The sequence below is a fragment of the Leucobacter sp. VD1 genome, assembly GCF_037150695.1.
Classification (GTDB): Bacteria; Actinomycetota; Actinomycetes; order Actinomycetales; family Microbacteriaceae; genus Leucobacter.
This window is the reverse complement of the sequence record NZ_JBBCPO010000003.1, coordinates 530,292-550,789: the sequence shown is the minus strand read 5'-3', so window position 1 is coordinate 550,789 and position 20,498 is coordinate 530,292. Positions and strand designations below refer to the sequence as shown.

The 20,498-nt window shown below is 69.8% G+C and carries 16 protein-coding genes; 4 read left to right on the top strand and 12 right to left on the bottom strand.

The window, feature by feature from the left end:
- Positions 1 to 65: 65 nt before the first annotated feature.
- Together WFL22_RS11465 and WFL22_RS11460 are read right to left on the bottom strand one after the other, a co-directional pair.
- Positions 66 to 737: an antibiotic biosynthesis monooxygenase gene (locus tag WFL22_RS11465; protein WP_336992864.1), complete on the bottom strand. Its 672-nt coding sequence runs from the start codon at positions 735 to 737 to the stop codon at positions 66 to 68.
- Positions 738 to 956: 219 nt separating this feature from the next.
- The gene (locus WFL22_RS11460) at positions 957 to 2,477 is read right to left on the bottom strand and encodes an APC family permease (protein WP_336992863.1); all 1,521 of its coding nucleotides are present in this window, start codon (positions 2,475 to 2,477) and stop codon (positions 957 to 959) included.
- Positions 2,478 to 2,723: 246 nt separating this feature from the next.
- Here WFL22_RS11460 and WFL22_RS11455 point away from each other — a divergent pair, with 246 nt between their 5' ends.
- Positions 2,724 to 4,079: an NAD-dependent succinate-semialdehyde dehydrogenase gene (locus WFL22_RS11455; protein ID WP_336992862.1), complete on the top strand. Its 1,356-nt coding sequence runs from the start codon at positions 2,724 to 2,726 to the stop codon at positions 4,077 to 4,079.
- A 98-nt stretch (positions 4,080 to 4,177) separates the two neighbouring features.
- On the opposite strand, the gene WFL22_RS11450 is transcribed toward WFL22_RS11455, so the two are convergent.
- The gene (locus WFL22_RS11450; RefSeq protein ID WP_336992860.1) at positions 4,178 to 5,311 is read right to left on the bottom strand and encodes an FAD-dependent oxidoreductase; all 1,134 of its coding nucleotides are present in this window, start codon (positions 5,309 to 5,311) and stop codon (positions 4,178 to 4,180) included.
- Between the two features lie 49 nt (positions 5,312 to 5,360).
- Positions 5,361 to 7,265: an FAD-dependent monooxygenase gene (locus WFL22_RS11445; protein WP_336651762.1), complete on the bottom strand. Its 1,905-nt coding sequence runs from the start codon at positions 7,263 to 7,265 to the stop codon at positions 5,361 to 5,363.
- Between the two features lie 141 nt (positions 7,266 to 7,406).
- Here WFL22_RS11445 and WFL22_RS11440 point away from each other — a divergent pair, with 141 nt between their 5' ends.
- Both WFL22_RS11440 and WFL22_RS11435 read left to right on the top strand, forming a co-directional pair.
- Complete coding sequence (locus tag WFL22_RS11440) at positions 7,407 to 8,123, top strand: IclR family transcriptional regulator (RefSeq protein WP_336651763.1); 717 nt, start codon at positions 7,407 to 7,409, stop codon at positions 8,121 to 8,123.
- A 164-nt stretch (positions 8,124 to 8,287) separates the two neighbouring features.
- Positions 8,288 to 10,102: a thiamine pyrophosphate-binding protein gene (locus tag WFL22_RS11435; protein WP_336651764.1), complete on the top strand. Its 1,815-nt coding sequence runs from the start codon at positions 8,288 to 8,290 to the stop codon at positions 10,100 to 10,102.
- A 153-nt stretch (positions 10,103 to 10,255) separates the two neighbouring features.
- On the opposite strand, the gene WFL22_RS11430 is transcribed toward WFL22_RS11435, so the two are convergent.
- From WFL22_RS11430 to WFL22_RS11395, 8 genes are all read right to left on the bottom strand, one after another.
- Positions 10,256 to 10,816: a DUF3237 domain-containing protein gene (locus WFL22_RS11430; RefSeq protein ID WP_336992859.1), complete on the bottom strand. Its 561-nt coding sequence runs from the start codon at positions 10,814 to 10,816 to the stop codon at positions 10,256 to 10,258.
- The gene (locus WFL22_RS11425; RefSeq protein WP_336651766.1) at positions 10,813 to 12,114 is read right to left on the bottom strand and encodes a flavin-dependent oxidoreductase; all 1,302 of its coding nucleotides are present in this window, start codon (positions 12,112 to 12,114) and stop codon (positions 10,813 to 10,815) included. The genes WFL22_RS11430 and WFL22_RS11425 overlap by 4 nt, the downstream gene beginning before the upstream one ends.
- A gap of 65 nt (positions 12,115 to 12,179) precedes the next feature.
- Complete coding sequence (locus WFL22_RS11420) at positions 12,180 to 13,817, bottom strand: amidohydrolase (protein ID WP_336651767.1); 1,638 nt, start codon at positions 13,815 to 13,817, stop codon at positions 12,180 to 12,182.
- A 57-nt stretch (positions 13,818 to 13,874) separates the two neighbouring features.
- Positions 13,875 to 14,363 carry a DUF3237 domain-containing protein gene (locus WFL22_RS11415; protein ID WP_336651768.1) on the bottom strand — a complete coding sequence of 163 codons (489 nt, stop codon included), beginning with the start codon at positions 14,361 to 14,363 and terminating at the stop codon, positions 13,875 to 13,877.
- Complete coding sequence (locus WFL22_RS11410) at positions 14,360 to 16,204, bottom strand: ABC transporter ATP-binding protein (protein ID WP_336992858.1); 1,845 nt, start codon at positions 16,202 to 16,204, stop codon at positions 14,360 to 14,362. Before WFL22_RS11410 ends, WFL22_RS11415 begins: the two co-directional genes overlap by 4 nt.
- Positions 16,201 to 17,064, bottom strand: a complete 864-nt coding sequence (locus WFL22_RS11405) for an ABC transporter permease (protein ID WP_336651770.1) — start codon at positions 17,062 to 17,064, stop codon at positions 16,201 to 16,203. Before WFL22_RS11405 ends, WFL22_RS11410 begins: the two co-directional genes overlap by 4 nt.
- Entirely contained in the window at positions 17,061 to 18,020 is a 960-nt protein-coding gene (locus WFL22_RS11400; RefSeq protein WP_336651771.1) for an ABC transporter permease, read from the bottom strand. Before WFL22_RS11400 ends, WFL22_RS11405 begins: the two co-directional genes overlap by 4 nt.
- Positions 18,021 to 18,117: 97 nt before the next feature.
- Positions 18,118 to 19,761, bottom strand: a complete 1,644-nt coding sequence (locus WFL22_RS11395; RefSeq protein WP_336651772.1) for an ABC transporter substrate-binding protein — start codon at positions 19,759 to 19,761, stop codon at positions 18,118 to 18,120.
- A gap of 123 nt (positions 19,762 to 19,884) precedes the next feature.
- On the opposite strand from WFL22_RS11395, the gene WFL22_RS11390 reads away from it, so the two are divergent.
- Entirely contained in the window at positions 19,885 to 20,460 is a 576-nt protein-coding gene (locus WFL22_RS11390; protein ID WP_336651773.1) for a TetR/AcrR family transcriptional regulator, read from the top strand.
- Positions 20,461 to 20,498 lie beyond the last annotated feature (38 nt).

The window sequence follows — 20,498 nt, the reverse complement described above, 5'->3', positions numbered from 1 at the left end:
AAGGCGGGCGCCGCCGTGACGCCCCCATGGAGTCAGGATAGCGGCGGCCCGAGGCCGCGTCGCGCTCAGCGCCGCGCCTCACCGGGACGCCGCGCCGCGGCGGCCCGCGAGTCGAGCGCCTCGAGCAGCGAGCGCTCCGTGCGGATCGCCCCCGGGTTGCGGCGCAGCCAGGGTCGCAGCATCCGCGTCACGGCCGGCATCATCACGAAGGTCATGAGCGGGGCGAGCACCGTCACTGCGAGCGCCGAACGCAACAGCACGGGCGCGTCCCCCCACCACGGCAGCATCGAGATCGCCCACGACGAAGCGACGTTCACCGGGTACATGCCCACCCAGACGGCCATCGCCTGCTTCCAGCGCTGCGGCGCCGAGTACACCACCACAGTGCGCCCGCCACCCGTTCCCGCGTCGAAGCTGCGCCGCAGCTGCGGACCGTCGAACCAGCCCTCGATGCCGGTGCGACGCTGCACCCGGGCATCGAGGACGAAGGGGGAACCCGCTTCGAGCCAGCGCCGGCGCTGCTCCGAGCGCTCCCAGCCGCCGAGCGCCGCCTCATCGGCGAAGCGGTAGATCGCGTGCAGCACGTTCTCGTCGCCGCTGTCGCGCAGCACCCCGCCGCCCAGGCACCCGTCGAAGCCACGGGCGAGCCGCAGGCCCTCCTCGACCCACGCGACCGCATCGCCGCTGCGGGCCGGCATCGTCTGCCGCCTGACCGCTACCGTGACCGGGGTTCCCATGCCGTCTATTGCAGCGCGGGCGCGTGACGGGTGCGTTACGCCCCGTCACGCTCCGGTGAAGACCGAGTTACGATTCGGCTCGGATGCCGCACCCCGGGGGGCGATCGGCCACTGGAGGCGCCGCGGCACGGCCTTCACGACACCGCCTCCGGGGGTCACGCACCCGGGCTCAGGAGCCGCCGCCCGCGCGCCCTCCGAGCCTCCGAGCCACGGCCCCGCTCACTCGTCGGGCACCAGCACCGGGGTGTCCCGGTTCAAGCTCTCACCGCGGAAGAACGGCTTCGAGTTCGGGCGCAACCACCAGATGCCCATGAGCACGAAACCGAGCAGGATCGCGCCGATGCCGATCACGAACGCGCCCCCGATGCCGAGCAGCACGGTCTCACTGTAGTCGGTGCTCCACATATCGATCGCCGACTGCACGAACGCGTAGGCGAGCATGAGGCCGCCGAGGGCCGGCAGGATGCCGCGCATCCACAGATTGCGGGCGCTGTCGCGCAGCGTGTAACGGAAGTACCAGACGCAGGCGAACGACGTGATTGCATAGTAGAGCGCGACCGCGAGGCCCATTGAGGTGAGCGAGTCGGCGAGCATGTCTTCCGAAAGGATCGACATGCCCACGTAGTAGATGATCGCCGCGGCTCCCATGAGGGTGGTCGAGAACCAGGGCGTCTTGAACTTGGGGTGCAGCTCTGCGAACTTCGCCGGCAGCGCCCGGTAGACCGCCATGGAGAGGGTGCCGCGCGCGGTGGGCAGAATGGTGGTCTGCGTTGACGACGCGGCCGAGAGCATGACACCGAGGATAAGGAACCAACCCCAGGGGCCGAACAGCGCGCTGCCCAGAACCGAGAACACATCGTCGAGACTCTCGGGGTTGGTGAGGCCGTAGCCGGTGTCGCCGAAGCCCGCGAACATCATCACCGCGACCGAGATGCCCACGTAGAGCACGATGAGCACCACGATGCTCGACAGCGCTGCACGACCGGGGGTTTTGCGGGGGTTCTTGGTCTCTTCGTTGAGCGCGAGGCAGGTGTCCCAGCCCCAGTAGATGAAGAGCGCGAGCAGCACCGCTTCGATGAACCCGGACCACGAGGTGAGCTGGGCGGGGTTGAACCACTGCCAATCGAAAGCGATCGAGCCAGCGTTGCTGCCATCAAGGGCGTGCCAGAGGGCAAGCACACCGAAGAGCACCATCGCCACGATCTGGATGGTCATGAGCACCATCTGCAGTTTTTCGCCGATCTGCACGCCGACGGTGCTGACGAAGGTCATGAGCGCCATGAACACGACCGAGGTAGCGATGACGATGGGCCGGTTGTTGGCGAAATCTTCGTTGCCGAGCAGCAGCCAGAAGTATTTGCCCGTGATCTCGCCGACATTGGCGAGCACCATGATCGCCGAGACCGCCACGGCCCAACCGCCGATCCATCCCACCACAGGGCCGAATCCCTTGGTGCCCCACACGAAGGTGGTGCCGCAGTCAGGCATCTCGCGGTTGAGCTCCTGGTAGGCGAAGGCCGCGAAGATCATGGGCACACATGCGATGATGAACACGAGCGGGGCCTGCGCGCCGACGGCCAAGATCACATAGCCGAGGGTCGCTGCGAGCGAGTAGAGGGGCGCTGTGGAGGCAAGGCCGATGACCGTTGACCCCACGACGCCGAGGGCACCCTCGTTGAGGCCCTTCCCAACGTGAATGTGGCCGGTGTCGGTGGCGTTACCGAGCGTGTGCTTCTCCATGGGGTCATTCTGCTGCATCGGAATGGAATCTGAGAAATGGGTGGGGCGGATCCGGCGTCTTGTGGCATTCCCCTCGATTTGCCGCGGATTCCGAAGCGTTCTGCTCCATACACTGTCGAGAACTGCACCCGATACGGGCTTGGGCGACGCGAAAAGGAGCGCCCCCTCCGCTAGTGCTCACCTCCGAGGTGTGCCAGACTTGGCTGTGTCCGACACCCGACGAAGTCACTAAGGAGTGAGTCATCTATGGGCACCTTCGCCGTAATTAATCCGGCCACGGGCGAGACCGTCGCCGAGTACCCCGACGCGACGGCCGAAGAGATCGAGGCCAGCCTGGCTTCGGCTCAAAAGGCCTACCAGGAGTGGGCTCGCAAGACCACCGTCGCCGAGCGCGCCGCACTGGCGAAGCGTGCCGCTGAGCTCTTCGACGAGCGCAAGGACGAGCTGGGCGCGATCATCAACCGCGAGATGGGCAAGCCCCTCGATCAGTCGATCGGCGAGGCCGAGTTCTCGGGTGCGATCACCGCAGCCTTCGCCGACAACGCCGAGAAGTGGCTGGCCGACGAGCACCTCGAGGTCGAAGACGGTCTGAAGACCTTCTTCCGCTACCAGGGCACCGGCGTCATCCTCGGCATCATGCCGTGGAACTACCCCTACTACCAGGTTGCACGCTTCGCAGTGCCGAACCTGATCCTCGGCAACACCATCGTGCTCAAGCACGCTGCGCAGTGCCCCGAGTCGGCGCTCGCACTCGAGCAGCTGTTCCGCGACGCAGGCTTCCCCAAGGGTGCCTACGTCAACGTGTTCGCCACCCACGAGCAGCTCGCCGACATCATCGCCGACGACCGCATCCAGGGCGTCTCGCTGACCGGCTCCGAGCGTGCCGGCGCCATCGTCGCGGAGCAGGCCGGTCGCGCACTGAAGAAGTGCGTGCTCGAGCTGGGCGGCTCGGACGTCTTCCTCGTGCTCGACACCGATGACATCGACCACGCTGTTGCACACGCCGTGGGCGGTCGCATGGAGAACACCGGCCAGGCGTGCAACGGTTCGAAGCGCATCGTCGTCATGGACAAGCACTTCGAGGAGTTCAAGGAGAAGTTCGTCGCGGCCATTGGCGGCCAGAGCTACGGCGAGGACTTCGGTCCGCTGTCGTCGGCGCAGGCCACCAAGAACCTCGCCAGCCAGGTGCAGGGCGCCATCGATCAGGGCGCCGAGGTGCTCGTGGGCAACAACACCCCCGAGGGCAACCTCTTCACGCCCACCGTGCTCACCGGCATCACCCCCTCGATGGATGTCTACAGCCAGGAGCTCTTCGGCCCCGTCGCACAGCTCTACAAGGTGTCGAGCGACGAAGAGGCGATCGAGCTCGCCAACTCCTCGCCCTACGGCCTCGGTTCCGTCGTGATCTGCGATGATCTCGAGCGCGCCGAGCAGGTCGGCAACCAGCTCGACGTGGGCATGGTGTTCATCGGTGCTTCGGGCCTCGAGGGCGCTGACGTGCCCTTCGGCGGCGTGAAGAAGTCGGGCTACGGCCGCGAGCTCGGCAAGGTCGGCATGCTGGAGTTCGCGAACAAGAAGCTCTTCCGCTTCGCCGCGAAGTAAGTCGCACTACGGGCCTCGCGCCCGAACGGCCCCGGGAACTGTACAGTTCCCGGGGCCTTTCGCGTTTTCTCCTTCAGCGCAGGGGCAGTGGCGCAGGCTCAGGCATGGGATGGGAGGCGGAATGGGGCCGGGGGTAGGGCCTTGCCCAGTGCGGCGTCGGCGAGCACGCGGCCGATCGCGGGCACGAATTTGAAGCCCTGCCCCGAGAATCCCGCCGCGATCGTGATCCGCCCGCTCGTGTCGAGCAGGAAGCGCTCGCTCTGCGTCGAAGTGTAGGTGCAACTGATCTCTTCGGCCGTGTCAGGGTCGAGGCCGGGAAACCACTCGGCAACGTGCGCGCGCAGTTCGCGACGCAGTGCATCGGTGGCGCGGAACGTGCGAGCCTCCGGGTCGACGGCCTCACCGGTGAGGTGCAGGCCGACTTTCACGCCTTCGCCTGGGGTGAGCATGCCGTAGACAGTGCCGCGGCTGCCACCACGCACGTCGAGCTCGGGCGGAAAGTGGTTAAACGATGGCCAGGCCGCCGACTCGTAGCCTGGGCGAATTGCGAAGTGCGCGGGGTGCTCTTCGGTGACGGTGAGCGGGGGCAGCGGGATGAGCCCGTCGAGCAGCGGGGCGGTCCACGCTCCCGCGGCGACGATGGCGCGTTCAGCGTCGAATCGCACCCTGCCGTTCGGCCCTTCTGCGGTAATGGTCACGCGATCCGCACCCGGCTCGATGCCCACGACCCGATGCCTGTAGCGCAGCTCGGCACCGTGCTGCCCGGCGAGCTCGGCGAGCACCTCAAGCGTCTCGGCAGCGTTGATGCGGCCGGCATCGCCGTTGACGAGCGCGTCGGTGTCGAAGCGCAGCCCCGGCCACCGTTCTCGGGCCGCTGCGGCCGACACCATCTCGGCCGCAGCGCCGCGGGCACGCAGGGCCTCGAAACTGCGCTGTACGCGCTGCTCGGCGCCGTGCGTGACGAGGCCGTCGAGCACCAGCAGCCGCCGTCCGGTGCGCTGTTCGAGCTCGCGGAAGAGCCGCAGTGCTTCGTCGTACAGGTCGAGGAAGTGGGCGTCGGCGTAGGCGTTGTTCATGTTGCGGGTGGCGCCGTGAGAGGCACCGCGCGCGTGGCCCGCTTCGAACCGTTCGAGCATCACCACCCGCGCCCCGCGCTGCGCGAGCTGCCAGGCGGCGGCGAGCCCCATCGCCCCACCGCCGATCACGACGCTGTCGAAGGTCTCCGCTCGCACGCCTCACCCATTTCTGTCAGTGCGCCGGAGTGCCCGGCGCACTGACAGGCTACTGCTCCAGGAAGATCGACTCGAAGTAGGCCGCAAGCTGTTCGGGGGCGTCGAGGGGCAGGATCGCCGACACGTACTGGTCGGGACGCACCACGACAACGGCCCCGTCGCGGCTGATGTCGCGCTGCTCGAAAATGTCGTCTTCGGGCTTGGCGGCGTAGATCTTCTCGTAATCGACGAGCTGGAAGGGGCCGGAGAGCGGGCGGAACAGTTCGTCGAGCGCCATGATGTCGACATCGTGGTGCTCCTGCTGCAGCACCGCTTTCACGTCGAAGTAGGCGTCGATATCGGCGCCCTCGGGCGTGAAACGCCTCACCGGCGACTGCTCGGCGGTGCGCAGCCACTCGGCCCAGCGGGCGAGGGCGGATCCCGAGGCGTCTGCGAAGGCGTAGACGCGGAATCGGCCGTCAGAGCGGTGGTGGTGGCCGAGGTGGATATCCACGGCGTCTGCGACGCGGGTGGTCATCACCGACTTGAAGCGCTTGCCAATCGGGAAACCGGCGGCGAGGGCCTGGTGGTCTTTCCCTGAGGTGATCATGGAGGCCTCGTACTCGGTCATGAAACCGGCTGGGAACTCGGCGGTCTGCACGTAGAAGTCGCGCAGCTGCGACGGCGAGTCGAACTCCTCCGGCTTCTTCGCCATGAGCGTCGACCACTCCAGGTCGAAGTCGATGAGGTTCTTCGCAGTGACCTGGCGCTCGTCCGAGTAGGTGCGCAGCAGCGACTCGGGGCTGCGGCCCTCGAGCACGTAGCCGAGCTTCCAACCCAGGTTCCAGCCGTCCTGCATCGAAACATTCATGCCCTGTCCGGCCTTGGCACTGTGCGTGTGGCAGGCGTCGCCCATAAGGAACACGCGCGGCTTGCCGTCGGGCGAGGTCGCGGCGTCGTCGAAGCGGTCGGTGAGGCGGTGGGCCACCTCGTAGACGCTGTGCCAGGGCACGTCGCGCACCTCGAGGGTGTAGGGGTGCAAGATCGCGTTGGCCTGTGCGATGACATCTTCGAGGGGCGTGTCGCGCACCTTGCCGCCGTCGTGCTCGTCGGTTTCGCCAAGGTCGACGTAGATGCGGCAGAGGTGGTTGCCTTCACGCGGGATGTGCAGGATAGAGCCGGCCTCGGAGTTGATAATGCACTTCTTGCGAATGTCGGGGAAGTCGGTGCTGGGGAGCACGTCCATGACGCCCCAGGCGTGCATGGAGGCACCACCGCGGAGGGAGCCTCCGATAGAGCGTCGCACGCTGGAGCGGGCACCGTCGGCCCCGATCACGTACTTGGCGTGCACCACGATGTCTTCTCCGGTGCTCGCGTCGGCGTCTTCTGCGGCGTTGATGCCGGCTCCGGTGCGGCCGGAGACGCGGCGCAGCGTCACGGCCACGGGGTACTCCCCCTCGCCGACTTCGAGGTCGACGAACTCGTATCCGTAGTCGACGTCGCCGCGGGCGGGGGCGCGGCGTGCGTATTCGGCGAAGTAATCAATGACGCGGGCCTGGTTGACGATGAGGTGCGGGAACTCGCTGATGCCGTGCGGGTCGTCGGGGGTGAAGCCAGTGCGCACGATGTTCTGGGGGTTCTCGGGGTCGGGGTTCCAGAACGCGGTTTCGGTGATGCGGTAGGCCTCTTTGATGATTTCTTCGGCGAATCCGAAGGCCTGGAAGGTCTCGACGCTGCGCGCCTGGATGCCGTCGGCCTGACCGAGCACGAGTCGGCCGTCGCGGCGCTCGACGGTGCGGGTGACGATGTTGGGGAACTGGGCGAGCTGGGCCGCGGCGGTGATGCCGGCGGGGCCGGAGCCGACGATGAGCACGTCGATCTCGGAGGGGAGGTCGGCCGGACGGTTGATGCCGACGCCGGCGGCAGGCTGGACGCGCGGATCGGTGGAAACGTATCCGTGGTGGTGGAACTGCACTGTTTCTCCTCACTGAGAAGGGCCCAAGCCCTCATGTTCACTATTCGAACATTAAGTTTGATTATCGCACACCAAGAATAAACCGCGGCACGCGATCGCACAACACCGCGGCGCAACAATTCCTAGGGAAGAATATGCCTCATGAACACTTCCGCCGCGAGCGGGTCCGCGACCGCCGGATCGCAGACGCTCTTACGAGGACTCCAAGCGCTCGAACTGCTCGCCGAAGCGGAAGCACCCCTCACCATCAACGAGCTCGCCGAGGGGCTGGGTATCCACCGCTCCAACGCCTACCGCATCCTCCGCACACTGGAACAGCGGCGCTTCGTGGCCCGCGATGATGCGGGGCGGATCCGCCTCGGCCCCAAACTCACAGCGCTCGCCCGCGGCGTCGCCCCCGCCCTGCACACCGCAGCAACCCCCGCAATCACCGAGCTCGCCTACAAGCTCGGCATGACCGCGTTCCTCACCGTGCTCGATATCGACGAAGTCGTGACCCTCATCACGGTCGAACCCTCGAATGCGACTGCGATTGCCCGCAATCCCGGCGTGCGCCACCCCGTCGAACGCGGTGCCCCCGGGCACGCCATGGAGGCCTCTCTCTCCGCCGCCGAACGCGAGCGACTGCTCGGCAGCCCCGAATTCGGCGAGGCCGCGCTCACCGCAAAACGCACAGGCTACGCCCTCAGCCGCCACGAAGTTGTCGAGGGTGTCATGGGCGTCGCCGTGCCGCTGCGCATCCCTGGCGAACCGCCCGCGGCTGTGGCCGTCGTGCACTTCTCGCTGCCCGAAACGCTCGAAGAGATTGTCGAAGCGCTGCAGGGGGCGGCGCAGGAGATCGCGCAGAATTACGCTTGAACGACCGAATGTGTCACTAGAATAGGTCCGTCCAGCTCGGTCGGCGCATCCGACCCGGCCGGCTAAGGCGCTCGAAAAAGGGGCGCTGCTGTCGCGGAGGCACGGTTGCCGCCCGACGAGACATACACGGTTCTCAATTCCATCGAATCTGTCAAGGATCTGTGATGTCCGACTCCACCACCCCCTCGCTCACCCATGCCCTCGCATCGGCGCTGGCTCGCCACTCCGGGCAAAGCTTTGGCCTCATGGGCAACGGCAACGCCCACCTCATCGAGCATCTCGGCCAGTTCGGCGTGCCCTACACCGCGGTGCGGCACGAGGCCGGCACCGTCGCCGCCGCCGACGCCTACACCCGGGTGAGCGGCAAACTCGCCATCGCCACCACCACCTACGGCGCCGGCTTCACCAACACGCTCACCGCGCTCGCCGAAGCCGCGCAGGCCCGCACCCCGATGCTCGTTGTCGTGGGTGATGCGCCGAGCGCAGGCCCCCGCCCCTGGGACGTCGACCAAGAAATGCTCGCCGCTGCTCTCGGCGTGCGCACTCATATGCTCTCGGTCACCAATATCGATCGCACGGTGGATCGGGCCGTCGCCTACGCGCGACGCGTGCGACGCCCCGTCGTGCTCGGCATCCCCTACGACCTCGTCACCGCCGACGCAGTCGCTTCGCCCGTCGAAGGCGCGGGCACCGGCGCCGCGGGATCCGCCGGCATCGATCTCAGCGACCCCGCCGTGCTCGCCGCGCTCAGCGCCTCCGTCGCCGAGATTGCAGCCCCCGCACCCGCGCCCGCCGTCACCCCGCAGCCCGAACGGCTCGGCGGCTCTGCCAGCCACCAGCTCGAAGCCGCCGTGCTCGCACTGCTCGAAGCCGAACGCCCTATCGTGATCGCCGGGCGCGGAGCTCACCTCGCAGGAGCCTCGACCGAGCTCGGTGCCATCGCAGACACGCTCGGCGCGCTCACCGGCACCACCGCGCTCGCACGCAGCATCTTCCCCGACGCTCGCTACGATCTCGGCATCACCGGCGGCTTCGGCCAGCAGGCCGCCATGGAAACCATCGAGCTCGCCGACGTGGCACTCGTGGTCGGCGCGAGCCTCAACCAGTTCACCATGCGCTTCGGCGACCTCTTCGGCGCCGGCACCACCGTGATCCGCATTGATGACGAGCAGGTTGCGCCGCCCAAGACGAACCGGCCCATCACCCATCTGCTGCTGCAGGGCGACGCACGCGCGACGCTCACCACACTGCAGAGCGCACTGCAAGCGGCAGGGCGACAGCCGAGCGGATGGCGCGAAAGCATCGCCGGCCTTGAGCCCGGCGGCGCACTTCGCGTGCGCGACAACGGCCTGCAGGCCCACCCCGACGGCATCTGCGCCGACGGCCGTCTCGACCCCCGGGCTGTCGCGGCGCGCCTCGACGAGCTACTCCCAGCGAACCGCCACGTCACCACCGACGGCGGACACTTCATCGGTTGGGCCAATACGCGCTGGCACGTCGCCTCACCCGAGCGCATGATCATGGTGGGCACCGCCTACCAGACCATCGGACTCGGCTTCCCCACAGTCGCGGGCGTCGCCGCAGCAGCCCCAGACACCACCACCGTGCTGAGCACGGGCGACGGCGGCGGCCTGATGGCACTCGCCGATCTCGAAACCGCGATCCGCACCTCCCCCAGCGGCGTCATCGTCGTCTGGAACGACGGAGCCTACGGCGCCGAGGTACACCTCTACGGCGAGATGGGCCTCGCGCAGGATCCGATGCTCATCCCCGACGTCGACTTCGCGGCGCTCGCAACCGCGCTCGGCGCGCAGGGCGTGCGGGTGGAGCGGCTCGCCGATCTGGAGGCGCTGAGCGCGTGGACCGAGGCCGGGGCTCAGGGCACGATCCTGCTCGACTGCCGGGTCTCGCGCTCCGTGGTCGCCGAGTATCAGCGCGAGATTCAGCGCGTCAACGGGCTCGACGTTTCCGCCGAGTAGTCGTGAGCCGGGGCCGCCGCGCGGCCCCGGCTCAGCCCAACTCCGCTCCGCAGACTCAATCGGGGTCGCTGTTGGCCGTGTCGCACGCCGCGACACGGCCAACAGCGACCCCGATTCTCGTGAGTGCGGGGCGCGGCAGCGGCGCGCCCCGCGTCAGTCGACTCGGTAGACGGTGTGACGCACCCGGTCGGCCTCGCGCACGCCGTCGGCCACGTAGAGCGCGTTCTGCAGTTCGGCCAGCGCCGGCTCGGAAGTCTCGAAGCGAATCGTCACTCTGAAGTACACCCCGCCGTCGGGCCCGATCCGCCGCACCCCCACCGCGTGCATGCCGATCAGCGCGCCCTGCTCGGTGCGGGCGTCGTAGCGCGCGTCGATCTCAACGACTGGCGCGGCGGCAGAGGCCCCGGCCGGCATACCGGCAGGGCCCGCGGCCGGCGAGGGGATGGCATGCGAATGCGGATCCGCCCCACCGACCGGGCTCAGCTGCCCGCGCAGCAGCTGCCGGTCTCCCCCGCCCGGCAGGATCGCGGCGCGCAGGCCACGCACGGCGTCGCCGGCTCGGGCGTGGGCGAGACCACGCAGTTCGCCGCCGAGGATGGGGGTAAAGCGCCGCTCGCCGTCGCGCGTCGCGCCGAAGTCGCGCGGCTGGCCCAGTTCGACGATGATCTCGCACACTGGGCTGAGCCGCGGCCCGGATCCGCCTCCCCATGTCACACCGCACCGCCCGTGGCGAGCGGATCCGTAGCGCCCGCGACCCGCGCGGTAAGCGAGGAGCGCGCGTTCAGCTGCTCGGGGTGGAAGCCGGCTGCGACCTTGTACTCTGCCGCGATCGACTCCAGCTCCTCGCGCGGAATGACATCGTGGATGTCGGCGAAGCCCTCGGGTGCCCGCTCGCGCGCGATCTGCATGACGCGCTCGGGGCCCGTCTGGCGGGTGAGTTCGAGGAGGCGTGCGGTGGCGGGCCGGCGCGCATCCTCATAGGCGGCGAGCGCCGCATCGATCGAGGACGCGGTTGCGAGCTGGTAGGCGAGGGTGCGGGCGTCGAGGGTGGCTTGCGAGCCGCCATTCGACCCATTGGGGTACATCGCGTGCGCGGCGTCGCCGAGGAGCACGACCCTGCCGAAGGTCCACTGCGGCACGGCGTTGCGGTCGACCATGGGGTATTCGAGCAGTTCTTCAGCCTCGGCGATGACGGCGGGGATGTCGAGCCAGTCGGTCCTCCAGCCGGCGAAGATTTCGGCAATGGGGCCGCGCTCCACCTGGCGGTTCCAGTCGGCGGAGGGCGAGCCCTCGCCGCGGCGCTCGGCGATAAAGTTGAGGCGCTGCCTGCCGTCTGCAAGAACGCCGCTCAGCGGGTAGGCCACAAACTTCTGCTCGGCGTCGCCCACCATCACCATGGTGCGGCCGTCGAGCATCGGCTCGACGAGGGCGGTGCCACGCCACAGGGTGAGGCCGCTCCAGACGGGCTCCCCCTCGGCGGGGTAAAACAGTTTGCGCGCGGCCGAGTGGATCCCGTCGGCTGCGACGATGAGGTCGGCGGAGAGCTCGCTGCGGGTACCGTCGGGCAGTTCGAACACGGCGGTCGCGCCGGGGACGTGCGGATCGCCGTCGACGCCGTCGCGCAGATCGACGAGCCGGTGCCCGAGTCTGATGACGTCGCCCAGGCGCTCCTCGACGAGGTCGCGCAGTTCGAGCTGCAGGCGGCCGCGGTGCACGGAGAGCTGCGGCCACTCGTAGCCGGCGTCACGGCCGCGCGGCTCGCTCCAGATCGGCTGGCCCTGGCGGTTGAAGTAGCTGAGGGTGCCGGGTTCGACGCCGAGCGCGGCGATGCGGTCAGCGACGCCCAGCTCGGTGAGCTCGCGCACGGCGTGCGGCAGCAGGTTGACGCCCACCCCCAGCCCGCGGATCTCGGTGGTGCGCTCGGCGACGGTAACGTCGGTGAACCCGGCGGCCTCCAGGCTGAGGGCGGTGATGAGGCCGCCGATGCCGGCGCCCACGATGACGATCTTCATGAGGTGTGCTTCCTTGAACGGTTTGGGTGTGGGGTCAGCGGAGTGTCCGCAAGGGCGGGGGCGGATCAGGCGGCGGGTCGCTCGTGCACGACGTCGCCGGCCACCACCGAGACGGCCGTGCCGACGCGGAAGAGCTGGTCGGCGGGGATCTCGAAGGGGTCCTCGGTGGCGATCACGAGGTCGGCCCGCTCCCCCACGCGCACCCGGCCTGCGACGCCGAGCACGAGCGACGCCGATCCGCTCGTGTAGGCGGCCAGCGCCTCGGTGAGCGTGAGGGCCTGCGCTGGGTCGAGCGGCGGCAGCCCCGCGCCGGGGCCGAAGGGGTGGGCGCGGTTGACGGCGACGTGGATCGCCTGCCACGGGTCGGCGAGCGACACGGGCCAGTCGGAGCCCATGGCGATGTCGGCGCCGCTCTCGACGATGGTGCGGAACGGGTACGAGCGGGCCGAGCGCTCCTCGCCGACGACGGCGATCATCGACGGGTCGGTGGTGGCCCAGAGCCCCTGGATGTTGGCGGTGACGCCGAGCGGGCCGAAGCGCTGCGCGTCTTCGGGGGCGATCATCGAGAGGTGGGCGAGGTGGTGGCGCTGGCCGGGGCCGTTCGCCTGCCGGGCGGCCTCGATCGCGTCGAGTGCGACGCGGGTGCCGCGGTCGCCCATGACGTGCAGGTGCAGGGCGAAGCCGCGCGCGTCGAGCCGGATCGCGAGCTCGCGCATGGTCTCGGCGTCGATGTGCAGTTCGCCGGAGTGCGGGTGGGAGCAGTAAGGGTCGAGCAGCGCGGCGGTCTCGCCCTGCGGCACGCCGTCGACCATCGCCTTGCACGTCGAGGAGGGCAGCCCGGCGGCCTCGTTCTCGGCGCGTTGCCGTTCGAAGCGCGCCACAAGCGCGGGCACCTCTGCGACGGTGGTGCCGGCTGGGATCCACAGCGCGCCCGAGACGCGGCTGCGCAGCGAGCCGTCGGCGGTCGCGGCGAGGTAGGCGGGCGTGCAGTCGGCCTTGCCGTTGAACTCGCCGAGGATCGCCTCGTGCCAGCCGGTCACGCCGAGCGACCACAGGAAGCGCTGCGCTTCCAGCAGGCCCTCGGTCATCTCTGCGACGGTCGCGGCCGGGATGAACGGGGCGAGCAGTTCGACGCCGCCCTCGTTGAGGTAGCCGGTGGGGTCGCCGTGCTCGTCGTGGTAGACGTGACCGTTGGCCGGCTGCGGGGTTTCGCGGTCGATGCCGGCGATCTCGAGCGCGCGGCTGTTCGCCCAGAGGGTGTGGTGGCCGGCGTCGCTGAGCGCCACGGGCCGGTCGGGCACGATCGCGTCGAGCATCTGGCGGGTGGGGTGCGGCAGCAGTTCGTGCGCCCAGCCGCCGCCGAGGAGCCAGGCGTCTGCGGCGCCGGCACGGTCGAGCTCCGCGGCGGCCCGGGCGACGAGGTCGAGCGTCTCTTCGACCGTGGTCGCCGGGGTGAGGTCGAGGCTCAGGCGCTCGACACCGGCGAATACGGCGTGGGCGTGGGCGTCGACGAAGCCGGGCAGGATGGCGCCGCCGCGGGCGTCGACCACGCGCGTGCCGGGGCCGCGGTGGGCGAGCACGGCGGCGTCGTCGCCGACCGCGACGATGCGGTCGGCGCGCACGGCGACGGCGGTGTGCACGGTGCGCGCGCGGCCGTCGAACACGCGGCCGGAGACGATGCAGAGATCTGCGGATGCTGACATGGGGGCTTCTTTCTGAGGACGTTTCTGAGGGGTCGTGACGGGCTGGCCCGCCTGGCGCTAGACCAGCCGGAACACGCGGATCACCACGCGGCCGGGTTCGGGGCGCGCGTAGCCGACGAACTGCGACTCGGCGAGCCACTGCAGCTGCGGGTGCTCGGTCTGGAACACGAAGGCGGTGCGGTAGTAGAGCTCGCGCTCGCCCACGTGCTCACCCGCGAGCATGCGCTCGAAGCTGTCGGGGTCGGTGCGCCAGGTGCCGCGGTTCACCACGTCGATCGCGGCGCTCCCGCCGCCGGGCAGTTCGGCCTCGATCACGTAGCGCGCGTCGAGCCTCACGGCGAGGCCGCGGCCGTGCCACCAGTCGCCGCCGCCGGGCAGGATGCGCCCGCGCAGGCGGGGACCCTCGAACGCGCCGCCGGTGATGCCCGCGAAATGCAGGCCCTCGCCGTCGTCCGCGCCGCCGAGGGGAATGGCGTCGGCCACGTCCACGCGCAGCTCGAAGCAGTACTCGAAGCCGGGTTCGATGAGTTCGGGTGCGGGGGTCATGCGAGGTCCTCAATGTCGGGGATGGGCTGGGCGGCGGTGACGACGGGGATCGCCGAGGTGCGTCCGAGACGGCGCCGGCGCGGCTTCCACCCCTCGCGCGGGATGGAGTCGAGCAGCAGTCGCGTGTACTCGGCGCGGGGCGCGTCGAGGATGTCGTCGGCGGTGCCGTACTCCTCGATCGCGCCCTGCCGCATCACGGCGACGCGGTCGCAGAGGCGCCGGATCACGGTGAGGTCGTGGGTGATCATGAGCAGCGCGACGCCGGTGTCGCGGCGGATCGCGTCGAGCAGCGAGAGGATCTCGACCTGGGTGGTGACGTCGAGCGCGGAGACCGCCTCGTCGAGCACGAGGATGCGCGGATCGGCGGCGAGCGCCCGGGCGATGGCGACGCGCTGGCGCTGCCCGCCGGAGAGCGCGCGCGGCCTGGCGTCGAGCAGGGCGCCGTCGAGGTGCACCTGCCGCATCAGCTCGTCGATGCGGGCGTCGAGGGTGCTGCGCGGGTCGCGGGGGCGGTGGACGCGGATCGCCTCGGTGAGGCACTCGCGCACGGTCTGCCGCCGGTCGAGCGACTGGTACGGATCCTGGAACACCATCTGCACCGTCTTCGCGCGGGCGCGGCGGGCGGCGGTGCCGCGCGCCTGGGCGCTCCAGTCGTCGCCGGCCACGGTCACGGTGCCCGCGTCGGCGCGTTCGAGGCCGCAGATGATGCGGGCGGTGGTGGATTTGCCCGATCCGGATTCGCCCACGATGCCGAGCGAGCCGCCGGCGGCGAGATCGAAGGCGACGTCGTCGACGGCGACGAAGGTGTCGTGCCCGCCGCCGGTCGCGCTGCGCACCCGGAACGTCTTGCGCAGGCCCGACACCGCGAGGATCGGCGCGGGGGTCTGGCCGGGGTCGCGGCGCCCGCCCGTCGATGTTTCGGGCGACGCCGATGCTTCGGATGAGCCCCCGGCCTCTGCTCCGAAAGATCGGTGCGATCCGAAAGCCGGACGGGCGGATCCGGATCCGCCGTCATCCGCGGGCAGCGCCGCCGACATGAGCACGCGCGTGTACTCCTCGCGGGCGTCGCGGCGCATCGTGGCCGAGCCCAGCGTCTCGATCGTGCGCCCCTGCCGCATGACGGCGACGCGATCCGTCACCGCACCGGCGAGCGCGAGGTCGTGCGTGATGAACAGCATTGATAGCTCGCGGTGCTTCCGCAGCTCGCCGATGACGGCCATGACCTCCTCCTGGGTGGTGACGTCGAGGGCCGTCGTGATCTCGTCGGCGAGCAGGATCTCGGGATCCATGGCGAGGGTCGCGGCGATCATCACGCGCTGCAGCAGGCCGCCCGACAGTTCGGCGGGGAACTGCCGCAGGCGGCGCGCGGGGTCGGTGATCCCGACCTCGTCGAGCAGGTCGAGCGCCCGCGCCCGGGCCGTGTCGGGCTTCGCGCCCGCGACCGTGACGAGCGCTTCGGTCATGAAGTCGCCGATGGAGCGCAGCGGGTTGAGGTGGGCGCGGGGCGTCTGGAAGATCATGCCGATGCGGCGGGCCCGCAGCTCCCGCAGCTCGCGCGCGCTCAGCTCGGCGATGTCGCGGCCGAGGATGCGGATCGCGCCGCCGGTCTCGAAGTGCGCGGGCAGCAGCCCGGCGACGGCGCGCACCGAGAGCGTCTTGCCGGATCCCGATTCTCCGACGAGGCCTACGGCCTCGCCGGGGCCGACGTGGAGGGTGCAGTCGTGCACCAGGGTGCGGCCGGGCATCGAGATCGACAGCCCGTCGAGTTCGAGCACGGGTGCGGCGGAGGCGGTGCCCGCGGCGGTGGCGGTACGTGCTGCGATGGATTCGGGGGTGCTCATCGTTCCTTCTCCTCTGCCCAGGTGGTGACGCGGGCCCCGATGATGCTCACCGACAGCACGGTCAGCACCACGAGGATCGCGGGGAACAGCGACTGCTCGGGGGCGCCCGCGAGGATGCCGGCCTGGCCGCTCGCGATCATGGATCCCCAGTCGGCGGCGGGCGGCTGCTCGCCCAGGCCGAGGAACGAGATCGCGGCCAGGTCGAGCATGGCGTAGCCGAAGCCGACGGCCATCTGCGCGGCGACCACGGGCACGAGCGCCGGCACGAGGTGCTTGAAGCAGATCGCGAGGCTCGACACCCCCTGCACCCGCAGCGCGGCGATGTAGGGCTTGCCGAGTTCGCGCGACGCCGCGGTCTGCGTGAGGCGGGCGACGACGGGGATGTAGGCGATCGAGAGCGCGATCACGGGGGCGACGAGCCCCTTCCCGAACATCGCGACGGCGAGCACGGCGAGCACGAGGCCCGGGATCGCGAAGATGACATCGACGACGCGCGCGATGGTGCCGCGCAGCGCGCCGCCGAACCAGGCGGCGAGCACCGCGAGCGAGGCGCCAGCGATGGTCGAGAGGATCACGACGAAGATCGGGGCGACCACGCTGGCCCGCGCACCAGACAGCGCCCGCGACAGGATGTCGCGGCCCACGTCGTCGGTGCCGAAGGGGTGCTCGGCGGAGACGACGCCGTTGACGTCGCCGGCGTAGAGCTCGGTGGGGTCGTAGGGCGCGATCCACGGGCCGATGGCCGCGGCAAGCGCGATGACGCCGAACACGGCGAGGGCCGTGACGAACATCCAGTCCTTCTGGGCGGCGCGGATCGCGGCCCTCGGCGCACGGCCGGATGCGAGCTGGGCGACGCTCATGCCTGCCTCCCTGCGGTGATGGTGTCGGGGTCGATGAGGGCGCTGAGCAGGTCGGCGACGGCGTTCAGCACGACGAAGATGGCGACGAGCAGCAACGACACGAGCTGCACGACGGGCAGATCCTTGCGCGCGGCGGCCTCGGTGAGCAGCGAGCCGATGCCGCCGAGGCCGAAGGCCTGCTCGGCGATGGCGGAGGCTGCGAAGAGGCCCGCGACGGTGGTGCCCGAGATCGCGAGGATCTGCGGCGAGGCGTTGCGGAATACGTGCACCCGGAAGATGCGGCCCCGCGGGATGCCGCGCACCTTCGCGGTCTCGACGTGCTCGGAGTGCAGCTGCGCCACGAGCGAGGAACGGGTGACGCGGCTGATGTAGGCGATGAACATGACCGAGAGGGAGACGGCCGGCAGGATGAGGTGCCACACCCGGTCCCAGCCGCCCGATCCTTCGCCGAACACGGGGAACCACCCGAGGCTCTTCGCGAAGATCCAGATCAGCAGGATCGCGACGACGAAGGTGGGCAGCGCCATGCCGAGCGAGGTGGCGACGGCCACGGCGCGATCCACCGCGGGGCCGCGGGTCGCCGCGAGGATGCCGGATCCGACGCCGAACACGAGGATGATGGCGACAGTGAGCAGCACCAGCTGGAAGGTGACGCCGAAGCGCGGCGCGACGAGGTCGATCACGTCGGTCTTGTAGACGAAGGATCGGCCGAAGTCGCCCGTGAAGACGCCGCCCAGCCACTGCAGGTAGCGCGACCAGATGGGGTCGTCGAGGTGGTACTCCGCGCGGATCTGCGTGATGAGCTCAGGGGTGGGCTTCGCCCCGCCCGCGAGTGCCGCGATGGGGTCGCCGGGCGTGAGCAGCAGGGCGGAGAAGATCACGACGCTCGACAGGAAGAGGGTCAGCAGCAGGCCGCCCAGCCTTCCGATCAGCGTGCGCAGCACGAGTCCGTTCACCGTGTGTGTTCCTTACCTTGGGGGTCTGTTCGTGCGGGCGGGTGCCCGGACCGGCGTCCGTCGCGGGAGGTGCCCGCGACGGACGCCGGACGGGCGCCTACTTGCCGCCGAGGTGCAGCGCCCAGGGGCTGCTGTAGATGGCGATCGAGGTGGTGGCGCCGGTCAGCTCGTCCGAGAGGTAGGTGAGCTGGTACGAGCCGGCGAGGGTGACCTGCAGCTGGTCGGGGGCGAAGATGCGCTGCGCGGCGACGAACTCCTCCGCGGCCGTCTGCGGGTCGGCGGCGGTGCGGGAGGCCTCCATGAGCGCGGTGACCTCGTCGTTCGAGTACTGGCTCCAGTTGAACACGCCGCCGCGGTCCTCGGGCAGCATGAACAGTGAGGGGTAGCCGCCCACGGTGGGCGTCTCGATGTAGCCCTGGGTGGCGACGAAGTCGATGCCGTCGCGGGCGCCCGGATCGTAGAACATGGCGCCGAAGTCGGCGGGCTGCATCTCGTTGATCTCGATGTCGAGCCCGATGCTCTTGCCGGCGCTCTGGATGATCGCGGCCGTCTGCTGGAACTCCTTGGCACCGGCGGGGATCGCGACGACGAGCGGCGCGCTCACGTCTTCGCCGCTGTCGGCGATGAGCTGCTTCGCGCGTTCGAGGTCTACCTCTGGCGCTGCGAGCTCGTCGTAGCCGGCCTGGTAGATGGCGCTGGCCTCGGTCTGGTTGAAGGTGAACGGGGGCACGATGGTCTTCTGCACCTCGCCGAGCCCGTTCAGCACCGTGTCGATGTACTTCTCGCGGTCGATGGCGAGGCTGAGGGCCTGTCGGATCGCGGGGCTCGCGGCGGGGCCCTCGGCCGTGGCGGGGCCGAAGCTGAAGGAGGCGGTGGAGGGGCCGACGATGAGGCTGCCGGCGCCGTCGCCCTCGAAGGCGCCGCGCGAGCCCGGGGGCACGTTGAAGGCGCCGTCGATCTCGCCCTCGGTGAGCGCGGTGGTGAGCGTCGAGCCGTCGGTGACGAAGACGTACTTGAGCTTCTGCACGAGCGGGGCGCCGCCCCAGTAGCTCTCGTTGGCGGTGGTGACGATCTCGCTGCCGGGCTTCCAGCCGCCGGCTTCGAGCTGGTAGGGGCCGGTGCACATGAGGCCGCCCTCGGAGGTGCCGAGCGAGGGGCCGGCCTGTTCGCCGTAGGCCTTGCTCATCACGGCGCCACCGCCGCCCGCGAGGGAGTCGAGGAAGGTGGAGTCGGGGGCGTTGAAGCGGATCGTGACTTCGAGGTCGCCGGTCTTCGCGATGTCGGAGACGAGCACGAAGGCGGCGTACCACTGCGAGGCGGGGTTCTGCCCGCGCTGCAGGCTGTAGACCACGTCGTCGGCGGTGAGGGGCGTGCCGTCCCAGAAGGTGACGTCGTCACGCAGGGTGAGCTTGAGCGTGACGGGGTCGACCCACTCGGCGTTCTGCGCGACGCCGGGCTCGATCGAGAAGTCGGGCTGCAGCTGCATGAGGTTCTCGCACAGGTTGGGAATGATCACGGTCGCGGACGATCCGGGATCGAGTGTGGCCGGTTCGCCCTCGACGACCGACCACACGACCTCGTCGACGGGGTTCTCGGCCGCGGGCAGCGAGGCGACGAGCTGGGCTTCGTCGACCGATGCGCGGTTCTCGGAGGCGCCGCCCTCGCGGGGTGCGCAGGCGGTGACGGCGAAGAGCGCCGCTGTTCCGAGCGCCAGTCCTACGACCAGTCCGCTTCGTTTCATGGTTCCGTCCTTTCGGAATCGCTTCGGGGTGGATCGTCGGTGATCCGCCCCGCAGTCATCATAATATAACGCTGTTGTACATCAATGTTGCATTTTGGTCTCATCGCTCGCTAGGCTCGCGATATGCCCAAGGACATCGACCGCGAAGCGCGGCTGCAAGCCATCGCCGAGGCCACCATCCGCGTCGCGCGCACCTCCGGCGCGAACGCCGTCACCATCCGCGCGGTCGCCCGTGAACTGGGCGGATCCACCACCCTCGTCACGAACTACCTCCCCTCGCGATCCGAGCTCATCCTCAACGTGCTCGACCGCGCCAGCGCCCGCTGGCGCGCCGAGTACGAGGGGGCCGCCGACGGACTCTCGCCGGCCGAACGCTTCGAAGCGCTCGTGTCGTGGGAGCCCGAACCCGACGAGGTCGAACCGGTGCTGCGCGCCCTCATCCTCGAGATCGTCGCGAACGCCGAAACCGAACCCGCACTGCGCGACGCGCTGCGCCGGGAATCCGAGTCCTACCGCGCCGTGCTGCACGACGCCGCCCGCGACGCCGGCTACGCCGACCCCGAACTCGCCACCGAGCTCGGCTACCTGCTGCTGCGCGGCTCCTACTTCGCGAACGCCGAAGACCCTGCCCACTGGCACCCCGCACGCACGCGCGAGATCACGCTCTCGGCGCTGCGCGCCCTGCCGCGCACGCGCTGAACCGGCGCCGCCCCGGCACGCGTGCGCGCCGATCCGCT

Coding starts and splice junctions, on each gene's coding strand:
- WFL22_RS11420 (WP_336651767.1), bottom strand. CDS start 13,817: ATGTCAGCATCCGCAGATCTCTGCATCGTCTCCGGCCGCGTGTTCGAC.
- WFL22_RS11405 (WP_336651770.1), bottom strand. CDS start 17,064: ATGAGCGTCGCCCAGCTCGCATCCGGCCGTGCGCCGAGGGCCGCGATC.
- WFL22_RS11390 (WP_336651773.1), top strand. CDS start 19,885: ATGCCCAAGGACATCGACCGCGAAGCGCGGCTGCAAGCCATCGCCGAG.
- WFL22_RS11435 (WP_336651764.1), top strand. CDS start 8,288: ATGTCCGACTCCACCACCCCCTCGCTCACCCATGCCCTCGCATCGGCG.
- WFL22_RS11410 (WP_336992858.1), bottom strand. CDS start 16,204: ATGAGCACCCCCGAATCCATCGCAGCACGTACCGCCACCGCCGCGGGC.
- WFL22_RS11455 (WP_336992862.1), top strand. CDS start 2,724: ATGGGCACCTTCGCCGTAATTAATCCGGCCACGGGCGAGACCGTCGCC.
- WFL22_RS11440 (WP_336651763.1), top strand. CDS start 7,407: ATGAACACTTCCGCCGCGAGCGGGTCCGCGACCGCCGGATCGCAGACG.
- WFL22_RS11425 (WP_336651766.1), bottom strand. CDS start 12,114: ATGAAGATCGTCATCGTGGGCGCCGGCATCGGCGGCCTCATCACCGCC.
- WFL22_RS11415 (WP_336651768.1), bottom strand. CDS start 14,363: ATGACCCCCGCACCCGAACTCATCGAACCCGGCTTCGAGTACTGCTTC.
- WFL22_RS11465 (WP_336992864.1), bottom strand. CDS start 737: ATGGGAACCCCGGTCACGGTAGCGGTCAGGCGGCAGACGATGCCGGCC.
- WFL22_RS11395 (WP_336651772.1), bottom strand. CDS start 19,761: ATGAAACGAAGCGGACTGGTCGTAGGACTGGCGCTCGGAACAGCGGCG.
- WFL22_RS11460 (WP_336992863.1), bottom strand. CDS start 2,477: ATGGAGAAGCACACGCTCGGTAACGCCACCGACACCGGCCACATTCAC.